General features: G+C 59.3%; 22 protein-coding genes. 15 read left to right on the plus strand and 7 right to left on the minus strand.

The annotated features are described in order from the left end of the window. Window positions 1-165 precede the first annotated feature (165 nt). Both FBY02_RS24870 and FBY02_RS24875 read right to left on the minus strand, forming a co-directional pair. Window positions 166-1386, minus strand: a complete 1221-nt coding sequence (locus FBY02_RS24870; RefSeq protein WP_144930831.1) for a CaiB/BaiF CoA-transferase family protein — start codon at window positions 1384-1386, stop codon at window positions 166-168. Window positions 1387-1399: 13 nt separating this feature from the next. Next, complete coding sequence (locus FBY02_RS24875; RefSeq protein WP_144930833.1) at window positions 1400-2581, minus strand: acyl-CoA dehydrogenase; 1182 nt, start codon at window positions 2579-2581, stop codon at window positions 1400-1402. Window positions 2582-2738: 157 nt separating this feature from the next. Here FBY02_RS24875 and FBY02_RS24880 point away from each other — a divergent pair, with 157 nt between their 5' ends. The 10 genes from FBY02_RS24880 (at window position 2739) to FBY02_RS24925 (ending at window position 12560) form a co-directional block, all read left to right on the plus strand. Then, window positions 2739-3635 (plus strand): LysR family transcriptional regulator, encoded by an 897-nt coding sequence (locus FBY02_RS24880; RefSeq protein ID WP_144930835.1) that lies wholly within the window; start codon window positions 2739-2741, stop codon window positions 3633-3635. A 435-nt stretch (window positions 3636-4070) separates the two neighbouring features. Next, window positions 4071-5192 (plus strand): Re/Si-specific NAD(P)(+) transhydrogenase subunit alpha, encoded by a 1122-nt coding sequence (locus tag FBY02_RS24885; RefSeq protein WP_144930836.1) that lies wholly within the window; start codon window positions 4071-4073, stop codon window positions 5190-5192. Window positions 5193-5207: 15 nt separating this feature from the next. Continuing rightward, window positions 5208-5528, plus strand: a complete 321-nt coding sequence (locus FBY02_RS24890) for an NAD(P) transhydrogenase subunit alpha (protein WP_003220416.1) — start codon at window positions 5208-5210, stop codon at window positions 5526-5528. Then, window positions 5528-6964 carry an NAD(P)(+) transhydrogenase (Re/Si-specific) subunit beta gene (locus tag FBY02_RS24895; protein ID WP_047704057.1) on the plus strand — a complete coding sequence of 479 codons (1437 nt, stop codon included), beginning with the start codon at window positions 5528-5530 and terminating at the stop codon, window positions 6962-6964. The genes FBY02_RS24890 and FBY02_RS24895 overlap by 1 nt, the downstream gene beginning before the upstream one ends. A gap of 198 nt (window positions 6965-7162) precedes the next feature. After that, window positions 7163-8656 (plus strand): acetyl-CoA hydrolase/transferase family protein, encoded by a 1494-nt coding sequence (locus tag FBY02_RS24900; RefSeq protein WP_144930837.1) that lies wholly within the window; start codon window positions 7163-7165, stop codon window positions 8654-8656. 324 nt (window positions 8657-8980) lie between these two features. Then, complete coding sequence (locus tag FBY02_RS24905; RefSeq protein WP_144930839.1) at window positions 8981-9196, plus strand: DUF1127 domain-containing protein; 216 nt, start codon at window positions 8981-8983, stop codon at window positions 9194-9196. Window positions 9197-9522: 326 nt separating this feature from the next. Beyond that, window positions 9523-9840, plus strand: coding sequence for a DUF2388 domain-containing protein (locus FBY02_RS24910; RefSeq protein WP_055128286.1), 318 nt, complete (start codon window positions 9523-9525; stop codon window positions 9838-9840). Window positions 9841-9946: 106 nt separating this feature from the next. Further along, a complete protein-coding gene (locus tag FBY02_RS24915) occupies window positions 9947-10255 on the plus strand; it encodes a DUF2388 domain-containing protein (RefSeq protein WP_144930840.1) in 309 nt (102 codons plus the stop codon). A 26-nt stretch (window positions 10256-10281) separates the two neighbouring features. Then, window positions 10282-10602, plus strand: a complete 321-nt coding sequence (locus FBY02_RS24920) for a DUF2388 domain-containing protein (protein WP_003187020.1) — start codon at window positions 10282-10284, stop codon at window positions 10600-10602. Then, window positions 10599-12560 carry a DUF4105 domain-containing protein gene (locus tag FBY02_RS24925; RefSeq protein WP_144930842.1) on the plus strand — a complete coding sequence of 654 codons (1962 nt, stop codon included), beginning with the start codon at window positions 10599-10601 and terminating at the stop codon, window positions 12558-12560. Before FBY02_RS24920 ends, FBY02_RS24925 begins: the two co-directional genes overlap by 4 nt. 106 nt (window positions 12561-12666) lie before the next feature. Here the strand turns inward: FBY02_RS24925 and trpA are convergent, their stop codons facing one another. Continuing rightward, window positions 12667-13479 (minus strand): tryptophan synthase subunit alpha, encoded by an 813-nt coding sequence (gene trpA / locus FBY02_RS24930; protein WP_144930843.1) that lies wholly within the window; start codon window positions 13477-13479, stop codon window positions 12667-12669. Next, a complete protein-coding gene (trpB, locus tag FBY02_RS24935; RefSeq protein ID WP_047704050.1) occupies window positions 13479-14711 on the minus strand; it encodes a tryptophan synthase subunit beta in 1233 nt (410 codons plus the stop codon). The genes trpA and trpB overlap by 1 nt, the downstream gene beginning before the upstream one ends. A 113-nt stretch (window positions 14712-14824) precedes the next feature. Between trpB and FBY02_RS24940 the strand changes: the two genes are divergently transcribed. After that, on the plus strand, window positions 14825-15718 hold the full coding sequence (locus FBY02_RS24940; protein WP_144930845.1) for a LysR family transcriptional regulator: 894 nt from the start codon (window positions 14825-14827) through the stop codon (window positions 15716-15718). On the opposite strand, the gene FBY02_RS24945 is transcribed toward FBY02_RS24940, so the two are convergent. Beyond that, a complete protein-coding gene (locus FBY02_RS24945; protein ID WP_024778479.1) occupies window positions 15715-16041 on the minus strand; it encodes a YqjD family protein in 327 nt (108 codons plus the stop codon). The two genes, FBY02_RS24940 and FBY02_RS24945, sit on opposite strands and share 4 nt — an antisense overlap. A 169-nt stretch (window positions 16042-16210) precedes the next feature. Here FBY02_RS24945 and FBY02_RS24950 point away from each other — a divergent pair, with 169 nt between their 5' ends. After that, window positions 16211-16426 carry a dodecin gene (locus FBY02_RS24950; RefSeq protein WP_047704048.1) on the plus strand — a complete coding sequence of 72 codons (216 nt, stop codon included), beginning with the start codon at window positions 16211-16213 and terminating at the stop codon, window positions 16424-16426. Between the two features lie 114 nt (window positions 16427-16540). Beyond that, window positions 16541-16762: a DUF1161 domain-containing protein gene (locus FBY02_RS24955; protein ID WP_144930847.1), complete on the plus strand. Its 222-nt coding sequence runs from the start codon at window positions 16541-16543 to the stop codon at window positions 16760-16762. 53 nt (window positions 16763-16815) lie between these two features. Here FBY02_RS24955 and FBY02_RS24960 read toward each other — a convergent pair whose 3' ends face one another. After that, complete coding sequence (locus FBY02_RS24960) at window positions 16816-17817, minus strand: LLM class flavin-dependent oxidoreductase (RefSeq protein WP_144930849.1); 1002 nt, start codon at window positions 17815-17817, stop codon at window positions 16816-16818. Between the two features lie 231 nt (window positions 17818-18048). On the opposite strand from FBY02_RS24960, the gene FBY02_RS24965 reads away from it, so the two are divergent. Then, a complete protein-coding gene (locus FBY02_RS24965; RefSeq protein ID WP_144930850.1) occupies window positions 18049-18480 on the plus strand; it encodes an OsmC family protein in 432 nt (143 codons plus the stop codon). 129 nt (window positions 18481-18609) lie between these two features. Next, a complete protein-coding gene (locus tag FBY02_RS24970) occupies window positions 18610-18843 on the plus strand; it encodes a DUF1161 domain-containing protein (RefSeq protein WP_144930852.1) in 234 nt (77 codons plus the stop codon). Here the strand turns inward: FBY02_RS24970 and FBY02_RS24975 are convergent. Further along, window positions 18840-19265 carry a hypothetical protein gene (locus FBY02_RS24975; RefSeq protein ID WP_144930854.1) on the minus strand — a complete coding sequence of 142 codons (426 nt, stop codon included), beginning with the start codon at window positions 19263-19265 and terminating at the stop codon, window positions 18840-18842. The two genes, FBY02_RS24970 and FBY02_RS24975, sit on opposite strands and share 4 nt — an antisense overlap. Window positions 19266-19296: the final 31 nt, after the last annotated feature.

Here is a 19296-nt window from a genome sequence, read left to right on the forward strand (position 1 = left end):
ATCTAACTCATTGAAACTCAAAGAGTTTTCCGTTTCGACTGCGCCGGAAGTGGGGCGAATTATAGAGACTCAGAATCTGCCGTCAACCCTTAATTTTGCTTTTTCTATCAATACGTTGCAGCACACCCGATAAACATCAATGCCTCTTCTATATAGAAGAAAGCCTCAAATGACTTGTGCCTCTTTAAAAGCCGTCACAGTCGACTCATCCAACCCGAGCACCCGCTGCAGCACCTCCAAGGTGTGCTCCCCCAGCAACGGAGGCGCGCGACGGTACTCCACAGGCGTCCTAGACAAGCGAATCGGGCTGGCGACCTGCGGCACCTTACCGGCCAATGCATGGGGCAGCTCCATCGCCAGCCCGCGAGCCCGCACCTGGGGATCGGCAAACACCTGCTCCAGATCATTGATCGGTCCGCATGGCACGCCGGCCTGCTCCAGCTGGGCTACCCATTCGGCCGTGGTCTTGAACACTGTCGCCTGGCGAATCAATGGGATCAGCACTGCTCGGTTCGCCACCCGCTGCTTGTTCGTCGCAAAACGAGGATCATCCGCCCACTGCGGCTGACCGGCGACCTCAGCAAATTTGCGGAACTGGCCGTCGTTACCCACGGTAAGAATAAAGTCGCCGTCAGCAGTAGGAAAATCCTGATAAGGCACGATATTGGGATGAGCATTGCCCAATCGCTTCGGTGCATTGCCTGTCGTCAGGTAGTTCATCGCCTGGTTGGCCAGGCAAGCCACTTGAACGTCCAGCAATGCCATGTCGATATGCTGACCATCGCCCGCCTGGTCGCGATGAGCCAGCGCCGCCAGGATGGCCGCGGTGGAATAAAGCCCCGTGAGGATATCCGTCAGCGCCACCCCGACCTTCACCGGCCCGGCGCCCTCATCACCCTCGGGCCGACCGGTGAGACTCATCAAGCCCCCCAGTCCCTGAATCATGAAGTCATAACCGGCGCGCTTTGCATAAGGACCGGTTTGGCCAAACCCGGTGATCGAGCAATAGATCAAGCGCGGATTGAGCGCCTTCAGCGAGTCGTAGTCCAGACCATACGCTGCAAGCCCACCGACCTTGAAGTTCTCGATCAGGATGTCGGATTTGGCCGCCAGCTCCCGCACCAGGTTCTGCCCCTCGGGCCGGGTGAAGTCGATGGTGACCGATTGCTTGTTGCGATTGGCCGATAGGTAATAAGCCGCCTCGGTCGTATTTTCGCCACGGCCATCCTTCAGGAAGGGTGGCCCCCAGGCACGGGTGTCGTCGCCATTGCCCGGACGCTCGACCTTGATGACCTCCGCCCCCAGGTCGGCCAGGATCTGGCCGGCCCACGGCCCGGCCAGGACTCTCGATAAATCCAATACCCGCAAGTGCGAAAGCGCGCCCATGGCCGTTCTCCTATTAATAGAACGCCTGGATACCGGTTTGCGCACGACCGAGGATCAGCGCATGAACATCGTGGGTACCCTCATATGTGTTCACCACTTCCAGATTTACCAGATGACGGGCAATACCGAACTCATCCGAGATGCCATTGCCGCCCAGCATGTCCCGCGCCAAACGCGCGATCTCCAAGGATTTGCCGCAAGAGTTGCGCTTCATGATCGAAGTGATCTCCACCGCCGCCGTGCCTTCATCTTTCATACGGCCCAGACGCAGGCATCCTTGCAGGGCGAGGGTGATTTCAGTCTGCATGTCAGCCAGTTTCTTCTGGATCAACTGATTGGCCGCCAATGGCCGACCAAACTGCTGACGATCCAGCGTGTATTGGCGAGCGGTGTGCCAGCAGAATTCGGCGGCACCCAAGGCGCCCCAGGAAATGCCGTAGCGTGCCGAGTTCAGACAGGTAAACGGACCTTTCAGGCCACGCACATCCGGGAAGATGTTCTCTTCAGGAACAAACACGTTGTCCATGACGATCTCGCCGGTGATGGAAGCACGCAGCCCGACCTTGCCATGAATGGCCGGCGCGCTCAGGCCCTTCCAGCCTTTCTCCAAGACAAAGCCCCGGATGTCGCCGGCGTCGTCCTTGCCCCAGACGACAAACACATCGGCAATCGGGCTGTTGGTGATCCACATCTTGCTGCCCGTCAGACTGTAGCCGCCTTCGACTTTGCGCGCGCGAGTAATCATCGCACCCGGGTCGGAACCATGGTTTGGCTCGGTCAGACCGAAGCAACCGATCCACTCACCGGAGGCCAGCTTCGGCAGGTATTTCTGCTTCTGGGCCTCGGTACCAAACTCGTTGATAGGCACCATGACCAGCGAGGACTGCACACTCATCATCGAGCGATAGCCGGAGTCCACACGCTCCACTTCACGAGCGATCAGGCCATAGCTGACGTAATTCAAGCCACTGCCGCCGTACTGCTCGGGAATGGTGGCGCCCAAAAGCCCCACTTCTCCCATCTCACGAAAAATCGCCGGGTCGGTTTTTTCATGACGGAACGCTTCCAGCACCCGGGGCGCAAGCTTCTGCTGGGCGAACTGCTCGGCAGTGTCGCGGATCATGCGCTCTTCTTCGGTGAGCTGTTGGTCCAGCAACAATGGATCGATCCAGTTGAAGCTCGCTTTACCGGCCATGAAAAAACCCTCGCCAATCAAATGAAAAATCGTGGATTGATCCTAGGCGCGGTTTCCTACAAGGGCAAACGACGATTACGCATGTGCTTGTGCTAATTTCTCACTCCGTAATCGTTACAACGCCTGTTTATCCCAATGATCAGTGAGGTCGCCGTATATGCGCCGCAAAATTCCCAGTACCGCCGCACTGGTCAGCTTCGAGGCCGCCGCACGCCATGAGAGCTTTACCAAGGCCGCACAGGAGCTTTCCCTCACCCAGGGAGCAATCTGCCGACAGATCGCCAGCCTGGAAGACTTTCTCAGCGTAGAGTTGTTCCGACGTTCGCGGCGCGGCGTCAAGCTGACTGAAGCCGGCCTGTCCTATAGCCGCCGGGTTGCCACCCAGTTGGACGCCGTCGAGCGCGACACGCTTTCAGTAATGGGACACACCGGCGCGAACGTGATCGAGCTGGCCGTGGTGCCCACGTTTGGAACCCAATGGCTGTTACCACGCTTGAAGGAGTTCCAAGAGCAACATCCGGAAGTCACCGTCAACCTGACCAACCGCACCCGCCCTTTTCTGTTTGCGGACACGGACTTTGACGCCGCCATCTATTTTGGCGATGGCGACTGGTCCGGTACCGAATCCCACAAGCTCATGGGCGAAAACCCCATGCCAGTCTGCAGCCCCGCGCTGTTGGGCGACCGCAACAATCTGACACCGCAAGCCATTGCCGAGTTGCCTCTGCTCCAGCAAACCACACGCCCATATGCCTGGCGCCAATGGTTCAACGCCCAGGAACTCAACGTTGCCCGCGACCTGACAGGCCCGCGTTATGAACTATTCTCCATGCTTGCCCAAGCCGCCATGCACGACATGGGAATAGCCTTGATTCCGCCCTTCCTGATACAGCGGGAATTGGCAGAAAAACGCTTGGTCATTGCCAACAGCAATGCGTTATCGAGCATCAAGGCCTATTACCTGATGATCCCGGAGCGAAAGGTCGAATCCGCGTCTCTGAGGGCTTTTCGTGATTGGCTGGTAGGCCAGGCCAGAGGCTATCTTCTTGATTAATAAAGAAATCACCCATAACCCACTCTGGTAGTAAGCTAATAAAAAGCGCTACAGATATAAGTTTTTGTCGCAATCAGTCAATCTGTTCAGAAATCAGTACAGTAGTCTCAGAAGCGTTCAAATACGTGGCTTTGAGCCATATCGCCCCACTCATCACGGCTCATTCATCTGGCCGATGGGAAAATTTATAAAATTGAGCCTGAATCCGGGAAAGGCACGGCCTGCATGGGTTTATAACCGATGATTGCGACATTCGGTCACAGGGTGACTTGTAGTTAATTTTTCGTCACCCGTCATAATCCCTTGAAGGGCTGTATTTTCGCCTGCAAAATGCCGCGCCCCGCCTGATTCGGCGGGATCGTGCTGATCCGCCGCCCCAGCCGCACCATCCGAAGTGCATGGGTTTACTCAATAAGATCACGCAGGAGATTTGACGTGCACATTGGTGTTCCTCTCGAAACCCAGACGGGTGAAACACGGGTTGCTGCTACCCCGGAAACCATCAAGAAGCTGATCGGCCAGGGTCATAAAGTCACTGTTCAGAGCGGCGCGGGTCTCAAGGCCAGCGTTATCGACAGTGCCTATGAAGCCGCCGGCGCGACCATTGGCAGTGCCAGCGACGCGTTCGGGGCCGAACTGATCCTCAAGGTGGTTGCTCCCAGCGACAGCGAACTGGCGCTGATCAAAAGCGGCACCGTGCTGGTGGGCATGCTCAATCCGTTCAGCAACGAAACCATCGCCAAACTGGCCGAATGCGGCATTACCGCGTTCGCCCTCGAGGCAGCGCCACGTACCTCCCGCGCCCAGAGCCTGGATGTACTGTCGTCCCAAGCCAACATTGCCGGCTACAAGGCCGTGCTGCTGGCCGCGCACTACTACCCACGCTTCATGCCGATGCTGATGACCGCCGCGGGCACCGTGAAAGCGGCGCGCGTGCTGATTCTCGGCGCAGGTGTAGCCGGGTTGCAGGCGATTGCCACGGCTAAACGCTTGGGTGCGGTGATCGAGGCTTCGGATGTACGTCCCGCAGTGAAGGAACAGATCGAATCCCTCGGCGCGAAGTTCGTCGACGTGCCTTATGAGACCGATGAAGAGCGCGAATGCGCGGTCGGTGTCGGCGGTTACGCTCGCCCCATGCCCGCCAGTTGGATGCAGCGCCAGGCCCAGGCGGTGCATGAGCGCGCCAAGCAGGCCGACATCGTCATCACCACGGCGTTGATCCCCGGCCGCAAGGCACCGACCTTGCTGAGCGCCGAAACTGTGGCACAGATGAAACCCGGCTCGGTGGTCATTGACCTCGCGGCTGCCCAGGGTGGCAACTGCCCGCTGACCGTGGCCGATCAGGTTGTCGTCGAGAACGGCGTGACCATCGTCGGCCCGACCAACCTGGCCGGAGAAGTCGCAGCCGACGCTTCGGCGCTATACGCCCGTAACCTGCTGGACTTCCTGAAGCTGGTCTTCACCAAGGAAGGTCAGTTCGACGTGAACCTGGAAGACGACATCGTCGCCGCGTGCCTGATGTGCCGCGACGGCCAGGTCATCCGCAAAAACGCCTAAGCAGGGATTCAGACAATGGAAGAGCTTATCTCCCCCGGTATCTACAACCTGATCATCTTCGTGCTGGCGATTTATGTCGGTTACCACGTGGTCTGGAACGTAACGCCTGCACTGCACACTCCGTTGATGGCAGTGACCAACGCCATTTCGGCGATCGTGATCGTCGGCGCGATGCTCGCCGCCGCGCTGACCGTGACACCACTGGGCAAGACCATGGGCACCCTGGCTGTCGCCCTGGCCGCCGTCAACGTATTCGGTGGCTTCCTGGTAACGCGCCGCATGCTTGAGATGTTCAAGAAAAAAGCCCCGAAAGCAAAAGAAGAGGCGCCCAAGTAATGAGCATGAACCTGGTAACGACGCTGTACCTGATTGCGTCGATCTGTTTCATCCAGGCCCTCAAGGGCCTGTCGCACCCGACCACATCCCGTCGCGGCAACCTGTTCGGCATGCTCGGCATGGCGCTGGCGATCGCCACGACCGTGGGCCTCATCTATAAGCTGGGGGCCGAACTTGCGACCGCAGGCATCGGTTACGTCATCGTCGGCCTGTTGATCGGCGGCACCGCCGGTTCGATCATGGCCAAGCGCGTCGAGATGACCAAGATGCCGGAGTTGGTGGCGTTCATGCACAGCATGATCGGCCTGGCGGCCGTGTTCATCGCCATCGCCGCCGTCGTCGAGCCGCAATCCCTGGGCATCGTCAAGCAACTGGGCGATTCGATTCCGGCCGGTAACCGCCTGGAGCTGTTCCTCGGCGCGGCCATCGGTGCAATCACCTTCTCAGGTTCCGTGATCGCCTTCGGCAAGCTGTCCGGCAAGTACAAGTTCCGCCTGTTCCAAGGGGCGCCGGTGCAGTTCGGTGGCCAGCACAAGCTCAACTTGATTCTGGGTCTGGCCACGCTGGGACTGGGCGTGATGTTCATGGTCACGGGTAACCTCGGCGCCTTCGCCCTGATGCTGGCCCTGGCATTCGTGCTGGGCGTGCTGATCATCATCCCTATCGGCGGTGCGGACATGCCGGTGGTGGTGTCGATGCTCAACAGCTATTCGGGCTGGGCAGCAGCGGGTATCGGCTTCTCGTTGAACAACTCGATGCTGATCATCGCCGGCTCGCTGGTGGGCTCCAGTGGTGCGATCCTCTCGTACATCATGTGCAAGGCCATGAACCGTTCGTTCTTCAACGTGCTGCTGGGCGGCTTCGGCAACAGCGCCGATGCGGCAGGCCCAGCCGGCTCGAAGGAAGCGCGTCCGGTGAAATCGGGCTCCGCGGATGACGCCACGTTCCTGCTGACCAATGCCGACACCGTGATCATCGTGCCAGGCTATGGCTTGGCGGTCGCACGGGCGCAGCATGCCTTGAAAGAGCTGACCGAGAAGCTGACCCACCACGGCGTGACCGTGAAGTACGCGATCCACCCGGTGGCCGGGCGCATGCCCGGACACATGAACGTATTGCTGGCCGAGGCCGAAGTGCCTTACGACCAGGTGTTCGAGATGGAGGACATCAACTCCGAGTTCGGCCAGGCCGACGTGGTCCTGGTGCTTGGTGCCAACGACGTGGTCAACCCGGCAGCGAAGAACGATCCGAAATCGCCGATTGCCGGCATGCCGATCCTCGAAGCCTTCAAAGCCAAGACCATCATCGTCAACAAGCGCTCCATGGCCAGCGGCTATGCCGGCCTGGACAACGAGCTGTTCTATCTGGACAAGACCATGATGGTGTTCGGTGACGCCAAGAAAGTCATCGAGGACATGGTCAAAGCCGTGGAATAACGCTCTGTGCCTCACTAAAACGCCCCGACTTGTCGGGGCGTTTTGATTTGTATCAAGGCCTGATGTTACCGATCCGGTAATGATGTTTTGCCTGAAACCCCCGTAATAGACGCCTCAAATGCGACTTTTGTCGCGGGTCGGGTACGGCGCGAATTCACTAGACTGCGCATCCTTGCTCCCAGCCCGAGAACACATTCCATGTACCGTGACCGCATTCGCCTGCCTTCGTTATTGAATAAAGTGATGAGCGCTGCCGACGCAGCCTTGTTGATCGAGGACGGCATGACCGTTGGCATGAGCGGCTTCACCCGTGCCGGTGAAGCGAAAGCAGTCCCCCACGCCCTGGCCGAGCGCGCCAAGGTCAGCCCGCTGAAAATCAGCCTGATGACCGGCGCAAGCCTGGGTAACGACCTCGATAAGGAGCTCACTCAGGCCGGCGTGCTGGCACGGCGCATGCCATTCCAGGTCGATAGCACGTTGCGCAAGGCGATCAACTCAGGGGAGGTGATGTTCATCGATCAGCACCTTTCGGAAACCGTGGAGCAGTTGCGCAACGCCCAGCTCAAGCTACCCGATATAGCCGTGATCGAAGCCGTCGCCATCACCGAACAAGGCCACATCGTCCCGACCACATCAGTGGGCAACTCCGCCAGTTTTGCTATCTTCGCCCGACAAGTGATCGTTGAAATCAACCTGGCCCACAACCCGGACCTGGAAGGATTGCACGACATCTATATCCCAACCTATCGCCCAACCCGCACGCCGATTCCCTTGGTGAAGGTCGACGACCGTATCGGCAGTACCGCCATCCCGATCCCGCCGGAGAAAATCGCCGCCATTGTCATCACCGACCAGGGCGACTCGCCGTCAACCGTGACACCCCCGGACAACGACACCCAGGCCATTGCCGATCACTTGATCGATTTCTTCAAGCACGAAGTCGCGGCCGGGCGCATGACCAACAAGCTTGGCCCGCTGCAGGCCGGTATCGGCAACATCGCCAACGCCGTAATGTGCGGGTTGATCGATTCGCCGTTCGAAGAACTGACCATGTACTCCGAGGTACTGCAGGACTCCACGTTCGACCTGATCGACGCCGGCAAACTGAGCTATGCCTCAGGCAGCTCCATTACGCTCTCGAGCCGGCGCAATGCCGATGTGTTCGCCAACCTGGAGAAGTACAAAGACAAGCTGGTCCTGCGGCCACAGGAAATATCCAACCATCCTGAAATCGTCCGCCGCCTGGGCATCATCGGCATCAATACCGCTCTGGAATTCGACCTGTATGGCAACGTCAACTCCACCCATGTCTGCGGCACACGAATGATGAATGGCATCGGCGGCTCGGGCGACTTCGCCCGCAACGCGCACCTGGCAATTTTCGTGACCAAGTCGATTGCGAAGGGAGGCGCTATCTCCAGCGTCGTGCCGATGGTCAGCCACGTGGACCACACCGAACATGATGTCGACATCCTGGTCACCGAGATCGGCTTGGCCGACTTGCGAGGCCTGGCCCCTCGGGAACGGGCGCGAGTCATCATCGACCGCTGTGTGCATCCGACCTATCGCCAGGCCTTGAACGAGTATTTTGAAGCGGCATGCGCCTTGGGTGGGCATACGCCTCACATCCTGCGCGACGCATTGAGTTGGCACCTGAACCTGGAAGAAACCGGATGCATGTTGGCTGTTTGATACAGCTGAATCAGCGCTGCAGCGGATACAGTTTTCGTCGGTCATGGACTTCTGGTGTTTACCGACAAAAACTGTACTGCTGTACCGGTGTTTTCAGAGCGAATTTTATTGCTTAACGCGCAAAAGCACCATAAAGCGCACCATAATTGTGCAGACAGGTACAGTTGCCTCAATATGGACCAGTACACCGCTCTTTAACAGTTAACTGGTCGCGCACAATACTAATGAACTGTATCTACAGAGTCTGGCCAAACGAGAGGATCATGGGCACCAGTTAAAGTTAAACCACTACCTAATCCCGCCATAAGCGGAAGGATGTCAACCATGGAACGTACACTCAGTTCCGAGCTGTTTTTCGAAGACAACGCTGCAAAAAACCAGGCTTCCCTGCCTCTTCGCATTATTGCCAACCTGATGCTGTGGCAGCGCCGTATCGCCAGCCGCCATCAACTGGCCCGTCTGGATGCTCGCCTGCTGGCTGACGCCGGTATCAGCGAAGCCCAGCGCTACGAAGAGCTGAGCAAGCCGTTCTGGCGCTAACTCAGCGTCGCTGGCCCTGACCCACCGGGTCCACCGCCAGCACCGAATTGAACAAGACAAGACCCGTCGCGGGAAACCGCGACGGGTCTTGTCGTTTCAGGGCTCTGAAACAAGCGTCTCAGCCCAGAACAGGTACAATTCTCATATTTCTTAATTTCAACAGGTACAGTTTGATTTTTGGCAATTCGAGAGAGTAGGCGCTCTATATCAGAGCTGTCCTACGCCGCGATCTGACTTACTATCCAGGCGAACGTGGCGAAGCGAGTCGGACAGGCGTCTCCTCTTCCCGCTAAAGAATCGGCATTCATCACCCAAGGAGTCTCATCATGATCCGTCTTCGTCTGCTCAGCGTTGCAGCCTTGCTGGCCGTAACTGCCCATGCCAATGCCAGCAGCTTCATCGTCACCACCGACTCCCTCGTTGGGGCTCTCAAGGCCACGTCCGATGCAACTTCCGATGCGACTTCGTCGCTGCGGGACAATAAAATCGTCCAGGCGGCCCGTGACGATGCCGCCAGCTTCGTGGCCAGCGAAGGCGCCATCCGTGGCGTGAAACTGGAAAGTGCCTTGGATTTCATCCGTCAGCAGGCGCCGCAGTTGAACGCCACCGATGCCCAGTTGGCCCAGGCGATCCTGGTGATCTGATCCAACATGAAACATCGGGCGGCCGAAGGTATCCCGATGTTTCAACGCTGGCTCTGGCCCGGCGGTTTGCGCTAGCCTTCAGGTTCACCATAAACCGTCGAGTGCCATGCGTTTTACCTCAGATCTGCCTATCGTTTTGTTCCTGGTCGCTGCCTGCTGGTCCGTTTCGGCTCATGCCTTCGATGTATCCACCCAACAGGTGGTGGTCAGCGGCTATGCCACGAGCATGGTGACCTCTGCGCCCTTCGACCATAAACTGATCGTCGCCGCTCGCGATGACGCGGCAGTATTCGTTGCCAGTGATGGGCAGTTGCGGGGCGCACGACTGGAGTCGGCCTTGGCTTATCTACGTCAGACCCAGCCAAAACTTCATGTCAGCGACCTTGAACTGGCACAGGCAATTCTCGTCCAATAGTTATCCCAACTTTCCGGAGTCGTTCCATGCGTAGCCCGCTGATTGCTGCCGCCCTAGGCCTGCTGGTATTGGCCGATGTGGCCCAGGCCCATACCCTGGTAGCCACCAGTAACATCATCGTTCGCGCCTCGCAGCGCACGATCGATTTCACTTCCGATACCACCACTTCCATCCGGGATTCGAAGATCGTCCGCGAAGCCCATGACGATGCAGCCAGCTTCGTCGCCAGCAACGGTGAAATCCGTGGCGCTCACCTCGAAGCCGCCTTCGACACCTTGCGTACCCGCGTGCCGGAAGCCCGCGATGCCAGCGATCAGGTCCTCGCCGAAGCCATCCTCGCACTGTGAGGCGGCTCGCCGCCTGGCTGGCGGCCGGGGTCCTGCTGCTCATGGGCAGTACTGCCCAGGCCGGCCTGCGACTGCACCTCAACGGCGAAGGCCTGAGCCTCGCGCAGCAGCAGGCCAGCCAGGCGCTGCTCGATGAAGCCATGGCGGCCCTGCCGCCACGTTTCATCGAGCAATTGGACCGCCGTATCGATGTCGGTTGGACCGACCGGATGCCAGCCAACGCGTATGGCCAAGCCTCGTTGGTGTCGCAGCTCGACCTCAACAGCAACCTGCTCGACAGCCTCACGGACGGCAGCGCCGCTACGCAAAAGACTCGCCGTCCCCACGGTACCGTGCGGCGAGAATTGCTGGCCACCGTCCTGCATGAACTGACCCACATCTATGACCGCGCACGTTTATGGCCGGATGCCGAGCGTGCGTTGATCCAGCGCTGCACGCGACGCCACAGTAGCGCCGGGCTGATCGGCCTCCCGGATGAATGCCGGGGCCAGAACGACCGCCGCTTCACCCTCAGTGATGATCCTCGTCTGCTGGACCTCGCTGGCTGGCCGCAATACGTCGGTCGTCGCGGTGAACGGGAGCAGCACAACCGCCAGGTCGCCCGCAGCCCAGACCTCTATGAGACCAGCAGCCCCAAGGAGTTCGTCGCGGTCAACATGGAGTACTTTCTCCTCGACCCGAGCTACGCCTGCCGACGGCCCGCGCTGTACCGCTATTATCAGGAACACTTTGGTTGGGCCCCGCCCGCCAAAGACACCTGCGCCAAGTCGTTCGCCTTCCTCAATGCCGGCAACGACTTCGCCAGGACACCACTGGGCAAGGTCGACCCAGAACGGGTCTACGCCATCGATTACCTGTTGGCAGAAGCCAACCAGAACTGGGTCAGCCGCTGGGGCCACAGCATGCTCCGCCTGGTGATCTGTGCACCCGGCCGCCCACGTGGGCCGGATTGCCGGCTGGATCTGGATCAACACCTGGTGCTCTCGTACCGTGCCTTCGTCGGTGATGTGCAGTTGTCCAGCTGGGACGGCCTGGTGGGCAAGTATCCGTCGCGACTGTTCGTGTTGCCGCTGGCCCAGGTGATCGATGAATACACCAAGACCGAACTGCGCAGCCTGGCGTCCGTACCGCTGAACCTGTCACGGACCGAGATCGAGGAGACGGTCGAGCACGCCGCCGAAATGCACTGGAGCTATGACGGCAGCTATTACTTCCTGTCCAATAACTGCGCGGTAGAGAGCCTGAAGCTGCTGCGCAGCGGCAGCAATAACGGGCAACTCAAGGGCCTGGACAGCATCATGCCCAACGGTTTGCTGGAAGTGCTCAAGGGGCGGGGCCTGGCGGACACCAGCGTGTTGGACGATCCCAAGGAAGCCCTGCGCCTGGGCTACCGCTTCGATTCATTTCGTGATCGGTATCAGGCGATGTTCAACGTGCTGAAAAAGTACCTGCCGATCAAACAGCAATCGGTAGAGGACTGGCTGGCCCTGGACGCCGCCGAGCGCCGTGTCTGGTTCGAACAGGCCGACCTGCGCACCAGCGCGGCATTGCTGTTGCTGGAACAGGCCAGTTATCGCCGGCAACTGCTGCTGGCCCAGGATGAAGTCAAACAACGCTACCTCGGTGCCCGCGAACTGCAGAACGGTGGCATGGAACGGGCCAACGCGACACTGCAGCAGATCCTCGCCAACAGTGGCTTCCTGAGCCGCCCTGCGGAGTTGCTGGGCAGTAGCGGCTACGGGTTGCCCCAGCCCAGCGAGTGGCAGCGACTGGAATCGGAAAGCAGCCTGCGCCAGAAACAGCTACAAACACTGACGGGCGATCTGGACAAGGAAGTCCGGGCTCTGCTCGAGCCAAGCCGCGCCGCTGAAATCGCCGCGAGCGAGGCCAACGTCAAGGAGCTTGGTGAACATCTGCGCAAACTGCATAAGGCGGGGGGTGGGTTGGAGCTGCCTTGATGAACCTCGCCACAATGAGCAGCCCGGGCAAAACTACAGATCATTTTCATGCACAACAAAAAAGGTTCAGAACCAGGTTCTGAACCTTTTTTGTTGCAGCAATAAATCAACTCATGCGTGCATTACGCACACCGTCGGCCAGGGCGGCGCACAAGCTCAGCACGCCATCGACGGCCTGCTCCGATGTCTCGGCGCTGGCGATATGGTCGATCAACGCCGAGCCGACCACCACGCCATCGGCCAATCGTGCAATGGCAGCGGCTTGCTCCGGCGTGCGGATGCCGAAACCGATGCTGATCGGTAGATCGGTATGGCGACGCAGACGCGCCACGGCTTCTTCCACATGCTCCAGCGTCGCGGCACCGGCGCCGGTCACGCCCGCCACCGATACGTAGTACACAAAGCCCGAACTGCCATTGAGCACCGTCGGCAACCGCACATCATCGGTGGTCGGTGTGGTCAGGCGGATGAAATCCAGACCCGCAGCCTGGGCCGGATCGCACAGTTCGCCGTTGTGCTCGGGCGGCATGTCCACCACGATCAGGCCATCGACGCCGGAATCCAGCGCTTCGCCAATGAAGCGTTGCACACCATATCGATGGATCGGGTTGAAGTAGCCCATCAGCACCAAGGGTGTCTCGCTGTTGTCCTTACGGAACTCGCGAACCATCTGCAGGGTTTTTGCCAGGTTCTGTTGAGCCCCCAGCGCGCGGATGTTCGCCAACTGGATCGCCGGGCCGTCGGCCATCGGATCGGTAAACGGCATGCCCAGCTCGATCACATCGGCACCGGCCGCCGGCAGGCCCTTGAGGATTGCCAGCGAGGTGTCGTAGTTCGGGTCGCCGGCGGTCACGAAGGTCACCAGGGCGGCGCGGTTTTGTTGCTTGAGTTCGGCAAAACGGGTTTGCAGGCGGCTCATCAGTGTTTCTCCTGCTGGGACTGTTCCATGTGGTGCATCACGGTTTGCATGTCTTTGTCGCCACGGCCGGAGAGGTTGACCACCATCAGGTGATCCTTGGGCAGGTTCGGCGCGCGCTTGAACACCTCAGCCAGGGCATGGGAGCTTTCCAGCGCAGGAATGATGCCTTCCAGGCGGCAGCATTTGTGGAAGGCGTCCAGGGCTTCGGCATCGGTGATCGAGGTGTACTGGACGCGACCGATGTCGTGCAACCAGGCGTGTTCCGGACCAATCCCCGGGTAGTCGAGGCCGGCGGAAATCGAGTGGGCATCGATGATCTGGCCGTCTTCGTCTTGCAGCAGGAAAGTACGGTTGCCGTGCAATACGCCGGGGACGCCACCGTTCAGGCTCGCCGCATGCTTGCCGGTTTCGATGCCGTAGCCAGCCGCTTCGACGCCGATGATCTCGACGCTCTTGTCGTCCAGGAACGGGTGGAACAGGCCCATCGCATTGGAACCACCGCCGATGCACGCCACCAGACTGTCCGGAAGGCGACCTTCCTGAGCTTGCAGTTGATCGCGGGTTTCCTTGCCGATCACCGCCTGGAAGTCGCGAACCATGGCCGGATACGGGTGTGGACCGGCCACGGTGCCAATCAGGTAGAACGTGCTGTCGACGTTGGTGACCCAGTCGCGCAGGGCTTCGTTCATGGCATCTTTCAGGGTACCGGTACCGGCGACCACCGGAATCACTTCGGCGCCGAGCAATTTCATGCGGAACACGTTGGCCTGTTGGCGCTCGATGTCGGTGGTGCCCATGTAGATCACGCAATCCAGGCCGAAACGTGCGGCCACGGTGGCAGTGGCCACGCCATGCATGCCGGCGCCGGTCTCGGCGATGATGCGTTTTTTGCCCATGCGCCGCGCCAGCAGGATCTGGCCGATGCAGTTGTTGATCTTGTGCGCGCCGGTGTGGTTCAGCTCCTCGCGCTTGAGATAGATCTTCGCTCCACCGCAGTACTCGGTCAGGCGCTCAGCGAAGTAGAGCGGACTCGGACGACCGACGTAGTCCCGCTGGAAGTAGGCCAGTTCCTCGATGAATGCAGGATCTTCCTTCGCCACTTCGTATTCACGGGCCAGGTCGAGGATCAATGGCATGAGGGTTTCAGCCACATAGCGGCCGCCGAATGCACCGAACAGGCCATTGGCATCGGGACCGCTGCGCAGGTTGAAGGGGGTCGTAGGCTGGGTCATGGGAACGCTCCAGGCAAATGCGTGAGAAGACAATGAGGTTCACTCTACCCCTGACATCTCGCCCTGAAAACCGATAAGATCGCCACAACCTGTCAGAAAAACTCACATATACCATGCGCCACGACCTGCCTCCCCTCAACGCCTTGCGTGCCTTCGAAGCCACCGCTCGCCTGAACAGCGTAAGCCAGGCAGCCGAACAGCTTCACGTCACTCACGGCGCCGTCAGCCGACAGTTGAAGGTGCTGGAAGAGCATCTGGGCGTCAGCCTGTTCGTCAAGGATGGAAGAGGCCTGAAACTCACAGATGCGGGCCTGCGCCTGCGTGATGCCAGCGCCGAAGCTTTCGAGCGGCTACGTAGCGCCTGCGCCGAACTCACCCAAAGCACGGCGGATGCTCCGTTTGTGCTGGGCTGCTCGGGCAGTTTGTTGGCGCGCTGGTTCATTCCTCGCCTGGGCCGACTCAATGCCGATCTGCCGGACTTGCGCTTGCATTTGTCCGCCGGCGAAGGTGATCTGGACCCCAGGCGCCCAGGGCTGGACGCTTTGCTGGTCTTTGCCGAGCCACCTTGGCCGGCGGACATGCAGGTGTACGAGTTGGTCAGCGAGCGGATCGGCCCAGTCATCAGCCCGCGTTATACCGGCTTCATCGACCTGAAATCCGCCCCGGCCAGCGCGCTGTTGGGCGAGTCGTTGCTGCATACCACGTCCCGCCCACAGGCCTGGCCGACCTGGGCAGGGCAAAACGACCTCGATCCACAGGCACTGAAATTCGGCCAGGGTTTCGAGCATTTATATTATTTGCTGGAGGCTGCGGTGGCAGGGTTGGGCGTAGCCATCGCTCCCGAGCCGTTGGTGGCCGAGGATGTGCGCGCCGGACGCCTCGTCGCGCCATGGGGCTTCGTTGAAACCCCGGCGCGACTGGCATTATGGCTACCCAAGCGCGCCTCAGACAGCCGCGCCCGGCAGTTGGCCCAATGGCTCAGGCATGAGTTGAGCCAACCGGCTTAATCACCGCGCTTGCACAGCAGATAAGCGGCCAACAGACCAAGGGCCCCGACCGCGACACCGGCGGTGGTCCACGGGTGCTCTTGAGCGTAATCGCGTGTGGCGAGCCCGGTTTCGCGGGTTTTCACCTTGACCTCTTCATACGCGTCGCTGAGCAGATGACGGGAATGCTTCAATGCATTTTCGGCGTTTGCCTTGAGCGATTTGAGGGTCTTACGCGACTCGTCCGAAGCGTCGTCCTTCAGGCTTTCCAACGACTTGAGCAGATTCTCGATTTCCGCTTCCATGCTTTGCAACGAGGCTTTGCGTAATGAATTGCTGGCCATGGTGGCTCTCTCCTGCAGTGGTTGAGTGCGTGTGAAAGTTGGGACTCCCGCCGTTTCTGAAAGTGCAGTAAATCTGAACTTCAGCGCGTGAACGGCACCACACGTAAGGCGAAAAATCGCTGCTAGGCTTTTGGTAGCCAAGCGGCTGGAAATAATCAGGAGAAACGTCATGACTGATCATCACACGTACAAAAAGGTCGAGCTGGTCGGCTCATCCGCCACCAGCATCGAAGATGCCATCAACAATGCCCTGGCCGAAGCCAGCAAGAGCCTCAAGCACTTGGAATGGTTCGAAGTCACCGAAACTCGCGGGCATATCGAAAACGGCCGGGCCGCGCACTTCCAGGTAACCCTCAAGGTCGGCTTCCGGATCGCAAATAGCTGAGGCGCGTGGAACTTGCACGCTGGCGGAGTGCCATAGGAATGGCGATGCGCTATCCGACGGGCGCATCCCTCCTGTTTAATACCAGCCTAATGATCCGACCAAGGAGTGCGAGCGATGAAAAAGTTGATGGTTGCTGTGGGTTTGCTGAGCCTTGCGGGTTCGGCGTTTGCCGCCGGTAAGTCCTGCGAGGAGCTGAAAAGCGAAATCGCAGCGAAGCTCGATGCCAAGCCCGTGTCAGGCTATTCGCTGGAAATCGTCGATAAAGGTGCGGCGGGTGACGGGAAAGTCGTCGGTACTTGTGAGGGCGGTACGAAGGAAATCGTCTACAAGCGCTGATGCTGCTCGAATGTCAAAGCCGACGCATGCGTCGGCTTTTTCATGGGCACGATTCAGCCCTTCATGACCTGCGCCAGCAATTCATATGAATGCAAACGGTCGGCATGCTCATACAGGTCGCTGGTGAATATCAGCTCATCGGCCTGGGTCTGCTCAATCAGTACCTCGAGGCGGGCGCGGATCTTCTGCGGCCCCCCGATCATCGCCAGGCCAAGGAAATCGCCCACCGCTTCTTTCTCATGGGGTAACCAGAGACCGTTCATGGTTTCGACCGGTGGACGCTGCACCAGGCTCTGGCCGCGCATCAGCGCGAGGATCCGCTGATACACCGAAGTCGCCAGATAATCAGCCTGCTCATCGGTATCCGCCGCCACCAAGGGCACACCGAGCATCACGTAGGGTTTGTCGAGCACCGCCGACGGCTTGAAATGGTTGCGGTAGATGCGAATGGCCTCATGCATAAAGCGCGGTGCGAAATGGGAGGCGAAAGCGTAGGGCAAACCGCGCTCACCGGCCAGCTGCGCGCTGAACAGGCTCGAGCCCAACAACCACACCGGCACGTTGGTCCCGGTGCCGGGCATGGCGATGATGCGTTGATCGGGGGTGCGCGGGCCGAGATAGCGCATCAGCTCGGCCACGTCGTCGGGGAAATCGTCCGCGCTACCGGAGCGCTCACGACGCAGAGCCCTGGCGGTCATCTGATCGGAGCCGGGTGCACGACCCAACCCCAGATCGATCCGACCCGGGAAGAGGCTTTCCAGGGTGCCGAACTGCTCGGCGATGATCAGCGGCGCATGGTTGGGCAACATCACCCCGCCAGAGCCGACACGAATAGTCGAAGTACCACCGGCCAGATAACTCAACAGCACCGCTGTCGCGGAACTGGCGATGCCATCCATATTGTGGTGTTCAGCCACCCAGAAACGGGTGTAGCCGAATTTTTCCACGTGCTGCGCCAGATCCAGCGAGTTACGCAAGGAACGGGCGGCATTGCCATCCTCGCGGACTGGCACGAGGTCGAGGGTTGAGAATTTCACTTCGGACAGCTGTTTCATGGGCCGGCGTCTCCAACGGGGCTTTTCCTACGGGCAAAAGCCTGCCGTTTTCTGTAGGTGTGTGCCTTGCAATGTGGGCATATACCCGAGTTTCAATAGCTGCAACGAATTTTCCTACTAAATTAGTCGACTAATCGATGAAGTGAACTTTGTCAGGCGGTCTATCCTCACAAGCCTGGCAGTCAAAAAACACCCGGCGCAACCCGCGCGCCGGATCTTGAGGAGGCAGACATGGCTATCATTAAGAAAGCATCGGCTCACTGGGAAGGTGACCTGAAAAACGGCATCGGCTCCATCTCCACGGAAACCGGCGTGCTACGTGAAGCACCCTATGGTTTCAAGGCCCGTTTCGAGGGCGGCCGCGGCACTAATCCCGAAGAGCTGATCGGCGCAGCCCATGCTGGCTGTTTCTCCATGGCATTTTCGATGATCCTGGGGGATGCCGGGTTCAAGGCCGACAGCATCGATACCAATGCCGAAGTGACCCTCGACCAGGTCGAAGGTGGCTTTGCCATCACCGCAGTGAAGCTGATTCTCAAGGCGAAGATTCCCGGCGCCAGCCAGCAGCAGTTTGAAGAGCTGAGCAACAAGGCCAAGGAAGGTTGCCCGGTTTCCAAGGTGTTGAACGCCAAGATCACTCTGGATGCCACGCTGGTGAACTGACCCCCCGCATCAGGATCGCAGCCGCCAAAGGCTGCGATCTTTCCCTGTTACCCGTTGAACGATGTGTGGTCGAATGCAGTAGGCAGTTTCAACGTACAAGCGGTACGTGCTGCAGTGAGGAGTTCGAGCATGAAACGGTTTGCCTTGGTCATTATTGGTTGCGCCTTGACCACCTCAGCCCTGGCGGCGCCAAAATCCTGTGAAGAACTGAAAGCGGAAATCGAGGCGAAGATCCAGGCGAACAAAGTGTCGTCCTACACCTTGGAAATTGTCATGAAGAAAGAAGTCCACGATCAGAACATGGTGGTCGGCACCTGCGAAGGCGGCAGAAAGAAAATCATCTACCAGAAGAACGACAATTAAGGAACGCAGTTGACCTGCCGCTCCTCGGCAACAATTTCACGCTTGGCATTATAGAGCCGGGCGCTTGGGGTAAACGCCAGGTTGCGGGCTTCCAGACGATAACGCTGGCCGGCCTCGAAATGATCGTAACGCACGATCATGTAGCACAACCGTTCCTGCGGTTCGGCCTGCATGCCCAATCCGCCACCACTCATGACCTCGAAGTCGAAGCGCACTTTCAACTCATGGCTGCCCGGCGAAACCTGGAAGAACCGCCCATCCCGCAGACGTTGCCCATCCAGGCCCTCGGCCATGAGCACTTTGCCGCCCGGCATGGGGGTCGCAAAATCGACCCAGGCCATGTTCGGATCGACCGGGGGCAGCGGACTTGATGCACAACCGCTCACCGAGACCAGGGCCAGTAACAGGATATGAAGGCGCATGATGAATTTCCTGAAGTCGAGTATTGAGCAT

The sequence above is a fragment of the Pseudomonas sp. SJZ078 genome (assembly GCF_007828255.1).
Lineage (GTDB): Bacteria > Pseudomonadota > Gammaproteobacteria > Pseudomonadales > Pseudomonadaceae > Aquipseudomonas.

Bases quoted from the DNA above. Each gene is read 5' to 3' on its own strand.
- FBY02_RS24870 (WP_144930831.1), bottom strand. From the start codon at position 1,386: ATGGGCGCGCTTTCGCACTTGCGGGTATTGGATTTATCGAGAGTCCTG.
- FBY02_RS24875 (WP_144930833.1), bottom strand. From the start codon at position 2,581: ATGGCCGGTAAAGCGAGCTTCAACTGGATCGATCCATTGTTGCTGGAC.
- FBY02_RS24880 (WP_144930835.1), top strand. From the start codon at position 2,739: ATGCGCCGCAAAATTCCCAGTACCGCCGCACTGGTCAGCTTCGAGGCC.
- FBY02_RS24890 (WP_003220416.1), top strand. From the start codon at position 5,208: ATGGAAGAGCTTATCTCCCCCGGTATCTACAACCTGATCATCTTCGTG.
- FBY02_RS24895 (WP_047704057.1), top strand. From the start codon at position 5,528: ATGAGCATGAACCTGGTAACGACGCTGTACCTGATTGCGTCGATCTGT.
- FBY02_RS24900 (WP_144930837.1), top strand. From the start codon at position 7,163: ATGTACCGTGACCGCATTCGCCTGCCTTCGTTATTGAATAAAGTGATG.
- FBY02_RS24905 (WP_144930839.1), top strand. From the start codon at position 8,981: ATGGAACGTACACTCAGTTCCGAGCTGTTTTTCGAAGACAACGCTGCA.
- FBY02_RS24910 (WP_055128286.1), top strand. From the start codon at position 9,523: ATGATCCGTCTTCGTCTGCTCAGCGTTGCAGCCTTGCTGGCCGTAACT.
- FBY02_RS24915 (WP_144930840.1), top strand. From the start codon at position 9,947: ATGCGTTTTACCTCAGATCTGCCTATCGTTTTGTTCCTGGTCGCTGCC.
- FBY02_RS24920 (WP_003187020.1), top strand. From the start codon at position 10,282: ATGCGTAGCCCGCTGATTGCTGCCGCCCTAGGCCTGCTGGTATTGGCC.
- trpA (WP_144930843.1), bottom strand. From the start codon at position 13,479: ATGAGCCGCCTGCAAACCCGTTTTGCCGAACTCAAGCAACAAAACCGC.
- trpB (WP_047704050.1), bottom strand. From the start codon at position 14,711: ATGACCCAGCCTACGACCCCCTTCAACCTGCGCAGCGGTCCCGATGCC.
- FBY02_RS24940 (WP_144930845.1), top strand. From the start codon at position 14,825: ATGCGCCACGACCTGCCTCCCCTCAACGCCTTGCGTGCCTTCGAAGCC.
- FBY02_RS24945 (WP_024778479.1), bottom strand. From the start codon at position 16,041: ATGGCCAGCAATTCATTACGCAAAGCCTCGTTGCAAAGCATGGAAGCG.
- FBY02_RS24950 (WP_047704048.1), top strand. From the start codon at position 16,211: ATGACTGATCATCACACGTACAAAAAGGTCGAGCTGGTCGGCTCATCC.
- FBY02_RS24955 (WP_144930847.1), top strand. From the start codon at position 16,541: ATGAAAAAGTTGATGGTTGCTGTGGGTTTGCTGAGCCTTGCGGGTTCG.
- FBY02_RS24960 (WP_144930849.1), bottom strand. From the start codon at position 17,817: ATGAAACAGCTGTCCGAAGTGAAATTCTCAACCCTCGACCTCGTGCCA.
- FBY02_RS24965 (WP_144930850.1), top strand. From the start codon at position 18,049: ATGGCTATCATTAAGAAAGCATCGGCTCACTGGGAAGGTGACCTGAAA.
- FBY02_RS24970 (WP_144930852.1), top strand. From the start codon at position 18,610: ATGAAACGGTTTGCCTTGGTCATTATTGGTTGCGCCTTGACCACCTCA.
- FBY02_RS24975 (WP_144930854.1), bottom strand. From the start codon at position 19,265: ATGCGCCTTCATATCCTGTTACTGGCCCTGGTCTCGGTGAGCGGTTGT.